Annotated in this window: 1 protein-coding gene (only partly in view); it reads right to left on the reverse strand. The window is 73.1% G+C overall.

Features of this window, described 5'->3' with window-relative positions; genetic code table 11:
* Positions 1 to 12,047: the 3' end of an LEPR-XLL domain-containing protein gene (locus ACE101_RS21125; protein ID WP_379133685.1), read on the reverse strand. 30,403 nt of this gene lie beyond the right edge of the window; 12,047 of the gene's 42,450 nt are visible here — the last part of the coding sequence; the start codon falls outside the window, past its right edge; its stop codon occupies positions 1 to 3.

Here is a 12,047-nt window from a genome sequence, read left to right on the forward strand (position 1 = left end):
TCAGAGGAACATCACGTCTCCGGCGTCGGCCTTCGGTTCGAGGTTGCCGCTCTCCTCGTCGAAGACGTAGGTCGTGTACCGCCCCTTCGCCGTCCGCTCGGACGGGTCGACGTGGATGACGATGCCCGTGTCCCGGATGGTCCGGATGACATCGGTGGGATTCAGGGGCTTGTGCGCGAACCCCCGGATCGGGGTCTCCGCCGCGACCTGCGCCGCGAGCAGGCTCGCGCCCGGCGCGCCCTGGCCGGGCAGCGTGACCCCGGCATCGAAGCTCCAGTAGGCGGTCTTCTTGTAGACGCCGAGGAACGTGTAACCGGTGCCGCCGGTGATCTCGTCGCCGCCCGCGCGGTAGGACGGCGCCGTCCCGCTCATGATCGCGCCGATCTGCTCCAGCGTCAGCCACGGCGCCTGTGCCATCACCCCGCGGTACCACGCCAGCACCGCCTTCTTTCCGGGATGCGGGTTGTTCAGGAACGGATAGGTGATGGTGCCGCCCCAGCTCGCGCCGCCGAGCCAGCCGGTCGCCGCCATGGTCGCGTCGTACCACGCCAGCAGAGCCTTCTTCCCGGGATGCGGGTTGTTGGCGAAGGGATACTGGTAGCCCCACGGGAAGAAGCCGGCCGCCCCGGGCGGCGAGCCGAAGGTGTAGCTCGCATAGGGGTAGAGGCCGTAGGCGGTGCCGAGGCCGGGCATGCCCCAGTAGGCCTGGGTGTAGGCAGCAAACGCGCCGCTCGTGTGCCGGCCCGCCACCGCCGTGCCGTTGGCGTAGCTCAGCATGGTGGTCGGCGAGCCGGCCGCACCGATGAAGCCGAGGCTCGCTCCGCCCATCCCGAGGGTGACCGCGCCCTGCGCCAGCCCGACCGGGCCGGGCGCGATCGCGTAGAGGGCGTTGGGACCGACGAGGCGCCCGGCCGCGTCGAGGGCGGGAACCAGCATCACGGTCGCGCCGAAGATCCGGTTCGCCTCCGCGCCTCCGTCGATCACGTCGTGGTTGATCAGCACGGCGCCCGGGTCGCGGGAATAGTGCCGGCCGTCCGGTCCCCACCCGCTCGTTGCCGCGCTGAAGAGCACGCCCGTGCCGAGGGTCGAGCCGTTCCACGAGAACGGGCTGGTCGTGCCGGCGAAGAGCCGGGCGAGAACCTGGATCCGGTCGGCAGCGAGGGAGTCGGACGTGGTGGCGCCGCCGTCGCTCGTCCCCTCGACGGGGAGCTGGATGAGGGCCGTGTCGCCCACCAGCACATCGCTGCCGGGACCGCCCGCGATGCGGTCGTTGCCGATGTCGAGCGCGTAGCCCTGGCCGTTGCCGAACACGATCTCGACGGTGGCCTTCGCGGCGAGGTCGGCCGGATGGTTCGCGGCGAGATGGGCTGCGAGCGCCGCATCCTGCGCCGCCGCCTTGGCGACGAGCACGGCGTTCACCGCCGCGGCCTGCTCCCAGGTGAGCGGGTCGAGCTCGGCATTGGTGCGGGCGACGCCCGCCTGCACCATGATCAGGTTGTCGCCCACCACGAGATCGTCGCCGTCGCCGGCATCGATCACGTCGTTTCCGAGCACGAGGTGGTGCGGCGTCCGGAAGTCCGCCAGCGCGGTCGAGATCGTCGCCATCGAGGCGGCGACGAATTCGCGGGCCCGGCTCACGGTCGCGGTGAGGTCCGAGACCACCCAGCGCATGTCGCCGAGGAAATCGGCGAGCGCCGTGGCCGAGGCGAGGGACAGGTCGTCGAGCGGTCCCCGGCCGCGGACCACGATCCGGGCCTGATCGCCGACGATGGTGTCGGCGCCCCCACCGCCCGCGATGGAGTCGTTGCCGAAGCGCAGCTCCTCGGGCGAGCGGATGCCCCTGGCGTGGTCGGTCATGTCGACGCCGGAGGCGAAGCTGTCGAGCATCTCCAGCAGCTGCTGCATGGCGAGCGTCACCGCGTCGATCCGGCCGTTGAGCGCGGCGTAGCGTGTCACGTCGAGGGTGAAGATCTGGGCGTCGTCGCCATAGATCGTGTCGGCGTCGACGCCGCCGTCGATGGAATCGTTCCCAGGCAGGACGCCCCGCGTGTCGACGAGGTTCGGCACCACCGCTGCGTAGACGGTGAGCGCCGCGCCGTCGCTCCGGCGCACCGGACCGGCCCCCGCGATGTCGCCGAGCGCGCCGGCGAGATTCGGATAGGCGGTGATGCGCGGCGCGCTCGCGTTGAGCACTTCCGGCAGGAGGTTCGCCGCCGGGACCACGACCGCGCCGCCGAGCGGCAGGTCGAGCCCGGCGGATTCCGCCGCGCCGATGAGCCGGACCGCGTTCACGATGGTCGGCAGGTCCGAGACCGTCTCCGCGGCGTTCGACGCCCGATCGCCGAAGATCAGATCGTCGCCCGCGCCGCCGCGGATGGTGTCGTCTCCGCGCTGGCCGAACAGGACGTCGTTCCCGTCGCCGCCGTCGATGACGTCGTTGGCGGCCGCCGCCAGCGATACCGCCAGCACCGCGGTGTCGAAGCGGCCGTTCGCGGTGAGCATCGTCCCGCCCGCCGCGTCGCTCGCGCCCGTCGCGAGGAGCAGGTCGGACTTGGCGAGCGCCTCGATCCGCAGGGTGAGATCGACGGCATCGCGGGATTCCATCCGCATCGCGGCCGTGACGGTGCCGGCCTCCTCCAGCACCACGTCCCGGTGCCAGCTTCCGTCGCTGTCGAGCAGGGCGGAACCGTCCGGCCGGTAGGCGCGCACGATCCGGCCCACATCCCCCAGGATGACGTCCCGGCCCGCGCCGCCGCTCAGGGAATCCGCCCCGAGGCCGCCGACGATCGCGTCGTCGCCGGTGCCACCCTCGATCCGATCGTCGCCGCGCTGGCCGAACAGCTGGTCGTCGCCATCGTCGCCCGTGATGACGTCGTTCCCGCCAGTCCCGTCGATGAGATCGAAGGGCATGACCGCGCGCCGCACGGAGTCGAACGGCGCCGGGTCGCGCAGCCACGCGACGGCCTTCAGGTCGTCCACGAGGACGTGGCGGGTGATGACGCCGTTGTCGCCCAGGATCACGTCCGCACCGGCACCGCCCGCGATGACGTCGGCCCCGTCCGCCGCGCCGACCACGTTCGAGCCGCCGATGATGTCGTCGTCGCCCTCGTCGCCGAGCAGCCGGTCGTCGCCCTGGCCGCCGAAGATCGCGTCGTCGCCGGCATTGCCGTGGATCTCGTCGTTACCGCCGGCCTCGTCCGCTCCCGTGAAGAGGGAGATGCCGCGCTGGTTCACCGGCAGGGCCGTGTCGTAGAGCGCGTGGTCGCCGAACAGCCGGTCGTGGCCCTCGCCGCCCAGGATGGTGTCGGCATCCGTACCGCCGGCCACGAAGTCGTTGCCGGCCCCGGCATCGATCCGGTCCGCGCCGCCCGCGAGCGGGTCAGCGGATTGCAGGCGGCGCAGCGCGCGGACGCCGGCGACGGTGACGAAGTCGGCGGCGCCGTTGTCGCCGAGGATGAAGTCCGCCCCCGCGCCGGTAGCGATCGTGTCGAAGCCGGCGCCGCCGAGCACGACGTTGTCGCCCTCGCCGGCCGTGATGGTGTCGCCGCCGCCCGTCTCGGCGTCGATCGTGGCGGTCGAGGCGAGAATGCCCGACGCGAAGGTCGCCCTCCCGGCATCGCCCAGGATCACGTCGGCACCGGCGCCGGTGACGATGCGGTCGGAGCCCATGCCGCCGACCACGAGGGTGTCGCCGTCGCCGGCCGTGATCGCGTCATCGCCGCCCGTGCCGGTGTCGGTGGAGATTACCTGCCGGAGCAGCCCCTCACCGTCGTAATCCGCCCGACCGAGGTCGCCCAGCACCACGTCGCGGCCCTGTCCGGTGATGATGCTGTCGGAACCCGCACCGGCGATCACGAGGTTGTCGCCGTCGCCGAGGCTCAGCACGTCCGCGTCGCCGATCTCCGGATCGGTCGAGCGCACCAGCTCCCGCTTGCCGTCCGCCTGGAAGCGCACGAGGCCGTTGTCGCCCAGCACCACGTCGGCGCCGGAACCCGCCGTGACGACGTCGCGGCCCGCGCCGCCCAGCACCACGTTGTCGCCCTCGCCCGCCTCGATGCGGTCGTCGTCGCCCGAGCGCGGATCGGTCGTGGCGATCCGCATCGGACGGCCGGCCGTGAAGCCCGCCTCGCCCGCGTCGCCCAGGATCACGTCGGCCCCGCGCCCGGTCGTGATCTGGTCGCGGCCGGCTCCGCCGACCACGATGTTGTCGCCCTCCCCGGCCTTGATCACGTCGTCCCCGCCGCCGCGCGGATCGAGGCTCGCGACCTCCGTCACCACTCCGGCCGCATCGAAGCGCACCACGCCGTCGTCGCCCAGGATGATGTCGGCGCCCGCGCCGGTCGTCACTGCGTCGCGGTCGACGCCACCGAGCACCACCGCGTTGCCATCGCCAGTCACGATCGTGTCGCGGCCGCCCGAGATCGGATCGGAACTGCTCACCTCCGCACGGATTCCGGCCGCGAAGCGCGCCGAACCGTTGTCACCGAGCACGACGACATCGCCGTTGCCGAGGGTGATGGCGTCGTTGCCGGCGCCGCCGATCACCACCTTGTCGCCGTCGCGGCCGGTGATGTGGTCGTCCCCGCCGACGAGCGGATCGAGGCTCGCCGCGAGCGCCCGCAAGCCGCCCGCGAAGGTCACCTGACCGTCGTCGCCGAGGATGATGTCCCGGCCGGTGCCGACCGCGATCGTGTCGGCGCCCACGCCGCCGATGGCGAGGTTGTCGCCGTCGCCGGCGTTGATCACGTCGTCTCCGCCCGCGGTCGGGTCGGTGCTGCCGAATTCCCGGCGGATCCCGGCCGCGAACACCGCGTAGCCGTTGTCGCCCACCACCACGTCGCCGCCCGCGCCCGCCGCGATCGTGTCGGCGCCCACGCCGCCGATCACCACGTTGTCGCCGCCGCCGGCCGCGATGGCGTCGTCGCCGCCGAGGCTCGGATCGAGGCTCTCGGCCCGGGTCACCCGGCCCTGCGCACCGAAGGTCAGGTGGCCGTTGTCGCCGAGCACGATGTCGGCATCGGCGTCGTCCTTGCCGGCATCGATGGCATCGCCGCCGAGGCCGCCCACCACGATGTCGGCGCCCGCCCCGGTCACGATCCGGTCCGCCGCGCCGCCGCTGCGGTCGCTGGCGACCTCCGCGATGATTCCGGCGAGGAAAGTGATGGTGCCGTTGTCGCCCAGCGCCACGTCGCGGCCGCGGCCGGTGGTGATGCTGTCGGAGCCCGCACCGCCGATCACGAGGTTGTCGCCGTCACCTGCATCGATCGCGTCGTCACCGCCCACGCCCGGATCCAGGCTCTCGACCCGCGTGACTACGCCTGCGGCCAGGATCACCCGCCCGCTGTCGCCCAGAACCATGTCGGCCCCGGTCCCCAGCGTGATCGTGTCGGCACCGACGCCGCCGAGAACGATGTTGTCGCCCTCCCCGGCCGCGATCGTGTCGCCGCCGCCGATCCCCGTATCCGTCGCACGGATCTCGACCGGCAGACCCGCCGCGTCGAACGTCACCTCGCCCGCGTCGCCCAGGATCACGTCCCGGCCCGCGCCCGTGGTGATCACGTCCGCATCCGCACCGCCCAGCACCATGTTGGCGCCCGTGCCCGCCCGGATGTCGTCCGCTCCGCCCACCGACGGGCTCAGCGTGCGCGCCGCCACCGGCCCATCGGCGGCCAGCGTCACCGTTCCCGCATCGCCCAGGATCAGGTTCGCGCCCGCGCCGACCTCGATGCGGTCGCCACCCGCGCCGCCGATCGCCACGCTGCCACCGTCGCCGATCGTGATCAGGTCGCGCGCGCCCAGCTCGGGGCTCGTCGCGGTGATCACGCTGGCGCGCGCCTGCGCGTCGAATTCCACCGTGCCGTTGTCGCCCAGCACCACCGAGCGGCCGTTGCCGAGGCCGATCGTGTCGGATCCCGAGCCGCCCAGCACCACCGCGTTGCCGGCGCCCAGCGTCACCGCATCGTCGCCGACGACCGTGACGTCGCCGGTCTCGGCATGCGCCACCCGGCCGGCCGCGAACCGCACCAGACCCGCATCGCCGATGACCACGCTGTCGCCGTCGCGCGCACCGACCGTGTCCGCCCCGGCGCCGCCGATCACGGTCTTGGCGCCGTCGCCGAGCGTGATGGCATCCGCCGCGCCCAGGCTCGGATCGAGGCTCTGGACGAGCGTGAGCACGCCACCCGCGAGATCGATGCGGCCGCTGTCGCCCAGCACCACGTCGGCGCCCGCGCCGGAGGTGATCGTGTCGGTCCCGAAGCCGCCGAGCACGACATCGTCGCCGTCGCCGGCCGCGATGGTGTCGCTGCCCCCGAGACCCGTCTCGGTGGAGAGCACCTGCCGGAGCAGCCCCTCACCGTCGTAATCCGCCTGACCGAGGTCGCCCAGCACCACGTCGCGGCCCTGTCCGGTGGTGATGCTGTCGGAACCCGCACCGCCGATCACGAGGTTGTCGCCGTCGCCGAGGCTCAGCACGTCCGCGTCGCCGATCTCCGGATCGGTCGAGCGCACCAGCTCCCGCTTGCCGTCCGCCTGGAAGCGCACGAGGCCGTTGTCGCCCAGCACCACGTCGGCGCCGGAACCCGCCGTGACGGCGTCGCGGCCCGCGCCGCCCAGCACCACGTTGTCGCCCTCGCCCGCCTCGATGCGGTCGTCGTCGCCCGAGCGCGGATCGGTCGTGGCGATCCGCACCGGACGGCCGGCCATGAAGCCCGCCTCGCCCGCGTCGCCCAGGATCACGTCGGCCCCACGCCCGGTCGTGATCTGGTCGCGGCCGGCCCCGCCGACCACGATGTTGTCGCCCTCCCCGGCCTCGATCACGTCGTCCCCGCCGCTGCGCGGATCGAGGCTCGCGACCTCCGTCACCACTCCGGCCGCATCGAAGCGCACCACGCCGTCGTCGCCCAGCACGATGTCGCGGCCGATGCCGAGAGCGATGCTGTCGGCGCCCACCCCGCCGATGGCGAGGTTGTCGCCGTCGCCGGCGTTGATCACGTCGTCTCCGCCCGCGGTCGGGTCGGTGCTGCCGAATTCCCGGCGGATCCCGGCCGCGAACACCGCGTAGCCGTTGTCGCCCACCACCACGTCGCCGCCCGCCCCCGCCGCGATCGTGTCGGCGCCCACGCCGCCGATCACCACGTTGTCGCCGTCGCCGGCCTCGATGGCGTCGTCGCCACCGAGGCTCGGATCGAGGCTCTCGGCCTGGGTCACCCGGCCCTGCGCATCGAAGGTCAGGTGGCCGTTGTCGCCGAGCACGATGTCGGCATCGGCGTCGTCCTTGCCGGCATCGATGGCATCGCCGCCGAGGCCGCCCACCACGATGTCGGCGCCCGCCCCGGTCACGATCCGGTCCGCCGCGCCGCCGCTGCGGTCGCTGGCGACCTCCGCGATGATTCCGGCGAGGAAAGTGATGGTGCCGTTGTCGCCCAGCACCACGTCGCGGCCCTGTCCGGTGGTGATGCTGTCGGAATCCGCCCCGCCGATCACGAGGTTGTCGCCGTCGCCGAGGCTCAGCACGTCCGCGTCGCCGATCTCCGGATCGGTCGAGCGCACCAGCTCCCGCTTGCCGTCCGCCTGGAAGCGCACGACGCCGTTGTCGCCCAGCACCACGTCGGCGCCGGAACCCGCCGTGACGACGTCGCGGCCCGCGCCGCCCAGCACCACGTTGTCGCCCTCGCCCGCCTCGATGCGGTCGTCGTCGCCCGAGCGCGGATCGGTCGTGGCGATCCGCACCGGACGGCCGGCCGTGAAGCCCGCCTCGCCCGCGTCGCCCAGGATCACGTCGGCCCCACGCCCGGTCGTGATCTGGTCGCGGCCGGCTCCGCCGGCCACGATGTTGTCACCCTCCCCGGCCTCGATCACGTCGTCCCCGCCGCTGCGCGGATCGAGGCTCGCGACCTCCGTCACCACTCCGGCCGCATCGAAGCGCACCACGCCGTCGTCGCCCAGGATGATGTCGCGGCCGATGCCGAGAGCGATGCTGTCGGCGCCCACCCCGCCGATGACGAGGTTGTCGCCGTCGCCGGCGTTGATCACGTCGTCTCCGCCCGCCGTCGGGTCGGTGCTGCCGAATTCCCGGCGGATCCCGGCCGCGAACACCGCGTAGCCGTTGTCGCCCACCACCACGTCGCCGCCCGCCCCCGCCGCGATCGTGTCGGCGCCCACGCCGCCGATCACCACATTGTCGCCGTCGCCGGCCTCGATGGCGTCGTCGCCGCCGAGGCTCGGATCGAGGCTCTCGGCCTGGGTCACCCGGCCCTGCGCATCGAAGGTCAGGTGGCCGTTGTCGCCGAGCACGATGTCGGCATCGGCGTCGTCCTTGCCGGCCTCGATGGCATCGCCGCCGAGGCCGCCCAGCACGATGTCGGCGCCCGCCCCGGTCACGATCCAGTCCGCCGCGCCGCCGCTGCGGTCGCTCGTCGCCTCGGCGCGCAGGCCGAGGGCGTAATCCATCGCGCCGTTGTCGCCGAAGACCACGTCGTCGCCGGCCCCCGCGGTGATCGTGTCGGAACCCGAGCCGCCGAACACCCCGTTGCGCCCGTCGCCGACCGCGATCGCGTCGTTGCCCGACACGCTCGTGTTCTGGGTCTCGACGCGCACCAGGATGCCGGCCCGGAACTGCACCCGGCCGTCATCGCCGAGGACGGTGTCCGCGCCCGCCCCCGCCGCGATCGCGTCGTCACCCGCGCCGCCGATCACGACGTTGTCGCCGTCGCCCGCCTCGATGCGGTCGCCCGCGCCGAGCAGGGAGTCGAGGCTGCGGGCCAGGACGAGGACGCCGTCCGCGAAGCCGAGGCTGCCGTCGTCGCCGATGATGACGTCGTCGCCGCGCCCCGTGACGATCCGGTCGGCACCGACGCCGCCGATCACGATGCCGCCACCGTCGCCGAGGGTGATGGTGTCGGCCCCGCCCGCCATCGGGGCGGTCGTCACCGCCGTCAGCACCCGGCCGAGTTCATCGAATCGCAGTTCATCGAACTGCACTTGGCCGTTGTCGCCGAGGACGATGGTGCGGCCATGGCCGCCGGTGATCGTGTCGGCCCCCGAACCGCCGAGGATGAGGCTGCCGCCGTCGCCGACGAGGATCCGGTCGGCGCCGCTCACGGAATCGTCGGTGGTCTCGACGAGAACCGGCAGGCCGGCGGCCGTGAGGGTGGCGCGGCCGGCATCGCCCAGGATGACGTTGTGCCCGTCGCCGCCCGTGACCGTGTCGGCGCCCGCGCCCGCGATCACCAGGGTGCGGCCCTGGCCGAGCGCGATGGTGTCGCCGTCGCCGATCGCGGGCGCGATGCTGGTGATCGCGACGACCTGTCCGCCCTCGAAATCCGCCTGTCCGCCGTCGCCGAGCACGACGTTGGTGCCGTCGCCGAGGGTGATGCGGTCGCGCCCGGCGCCGCCGATCACGACGTTGTCGCCGTTCCCCGCCGCGATGACGTCGTCGCCACCGATCTCGGCCGACGCCGTGACCGCGCGCAGGATGGTGCCGCTCGCGTCGAAGCTGACGATGCCGTTGTCGCCGAGAATGACGGCGCCCCGGTCCTTCCCCTCGATGCTGTCGCCGCCCGCGCCCCCGAGCACGACGTTGCGGCCGGTGCCGAAGACGATCCTGTCCGCGCCGCCGATCTCGGCCGCCAGGGTCTCCACGCGGGTGCGGGTGGCCGTGGCGGCCGCACCGCTCGTGATGCCGACCGCGAAATCCGCGCGCCCGCCGTCGCCGAGGATGACGTGATCCCCCGCGCCGGTGGTGATCGCGTCGCTGCCGGCGCCGCCCAGGATGACGTCGTTGCCGTCAGCGGCCGTGATGGTGTCGGCGCCGCCGGTCCCGAAGTCGATCGACTCGACATGGTCCGCGAGGCCGGCCGTGAAGGTGGCCTTGCCGCTGTCGCCCAGGATGACGCGGTTGCCCTTGCCCGCCGTGATGGTGTCGCCGCCGAAGCCGCCGATGATCGTCACGTCGCCGTCGTCGGCCGTGATGGTGTCGGCGCCGCCGATGCCGCTGGCGAGCGAGGTGACGGTGGCGATCAGGTCCGCCGCGAAGGTGGCGCTGCCGCTGTCGCCGAGCACCACCTGCGTGCCGCGGCCGACCGTGATCCGGTCCGCGTCCGCGCCGCCGAGGATGGTCGAGCTGCCGTCCTGCGCCTTGATGGTGTCGGCGCCGCCGATGCCCGGATCGATCGACTCGATGCTGGCCAGGAGGCCCGCCGCGAACGCGGCCGCGCCGCTGTCGCCGAGGATGACGTGGTTGCCCTTGCCCACCATGATCGCGTCGCCGCCGAAGCCGCCGATGATGGTGGTATCGCCGTCATCGGCCGTGATCGCGTCGGCGCCGCCGGTGTCGGTGGCGGTCGCGGTGATGCCGGCGATCAGCCCGTTCGCGAAGGTGGCGCTGCCGCTGTCGCCGAGCACCACGTGCCGGCCCCTGCCGACCGTGATCGTGTCCGCGCCCGCGCCGCCCAGGATGGTGGTGCCGCCCTCCGCCGCCGCGATGACGTCGCCGCCGCCGATCGCAGCCTCGCCGTCCCGGGTCTTGACGGCGGAGAGGGCCCGCCCGCCGTCGACCAGGGTGAAGGTCGCCTCGCCGGTATCGCCGAGGATGACCTGCGTGCCCTTGCCGACGCCGATCCGGTCCGAACCGGCGCCGCCGACGATGACGGAATCCCCGTCCTGCGCCGTGATCTGGTCGTCGCCGCCGATCGCCCCCGACAGGCTGGCGATGCTCGTCAGGATGCCGTTCGTGAAGACGGCGTCACCGTTGTCGCCAAAGATGACGTGGTTGCCCGCCCCGGCCGTGATCCGGTCCGCGCCCGCGCCGCCGAGGATGACGGTGTCACCCGAGGTCGTGGTGATGATGTCGGCCCCGCCCGCGGCCGTGTTGGTCGAGACGGCCCGGCTGAGGACGTGCGTGCCGTCCAGGAAGACCTGCGGCGTGGCGAGCCCGTCCTGATGGATCTGCCCGTGATCGCCGATCACCACGTTGGCGCCGGCCTTGGCGTCGATCGTGTCCGCGCCGGCCCGGCCGGTGTCGTCGATGGTCAGGATCCGCGTCGCGACCGCGAGGTCGAAGGCGGAATCGCCCAGGATCAGGTCGGCGGAGGGTCCGCCGGTGATCGTGTCATCGCCAGCGCCGCCCGCGATGATGTTGCGGCCCGTGCCGCCGATCAGGACGTCGTCGCCCGCGCCGCCGTCGATCACGACGATGCCGGTCGCGCCGGAGGCGTCGATCCGGTCGTCGAGGCTGACCGGGCGGCCGTCGATGCGGGTCGAGCCCTCCGGACGGAATGCATAGGCCCGCCCGGTCGGGTTTCCGGGCGTCGAATCGTAGCGGCTGTTATCGGCCGAGGTGTCGCCGAACAGGGCGAGCGGGCCGGTGGAGCCGGTCACCGTCAGGGTGTCGGCGCCGCCGCCGCCATGGATCTCGGTGAGGGTTCCCGCCGCGGTGCCCGCCACCGTGACGCTGTCGTCGCCCTCGCCGAGCAGCACCTGGACCGAGCCCATGCCGGCATAGGTGATGCCGCCGCGATAGGTCGTGCTGCCCGTGACGATGTCCTGCGTGGACATGCCGAGGCCGCCGATATGGTCGGCCGTGAGCACGCCCGTGACGTTGGTCTGCACCGAGTCGTTGGAGACGACGAGCTGGTCGAGATCGGGCTTGCCGTTCGTGGCGATGGCCCGCGAGACCGGGGCGTTCGTCTCGCCCGGCAGGGTGATCGGCTGCTGGAGGCCGCGATTCTGCGGCCCGGTGCCGCCCTCGAGCACCAGCGGGCCCTGGATGCCGCCGACGTCGTGCGGCTGGCGCGAGAAGGTCTTGAGGTCGCTCTGCGTCTTGGCGCCGTTCGGATCGCGCGCGACCGTGATCCGGATCGGCGTGTCGGAGTCGTTCGGGCCGAAGGTCACGCTCGCGGGCCGCCCGCCCGCCGCCGCGGTGAAGCGCGGATCGCTGCTCGACAGGATGGTCTGGCCGTCGCCGGCCAGGGTCACCGTCACCGCCGCCGTCGGCGGCGTCGTCAGCACCATGTCGTAATAGGAGGTCTGCGTGTCGGTGACGACGA

The organism is Methylobacterium carpenticola (assembly GCF_042748905.1).
In the GTDB taxonomy this organism is placed as follows: Bacteria; Pseudomonadota; Alphaproteobacteria; order Rhizobiales; family Beijerinckiaceae; genus Methylobacterium; species Methylobacterium carpenticola.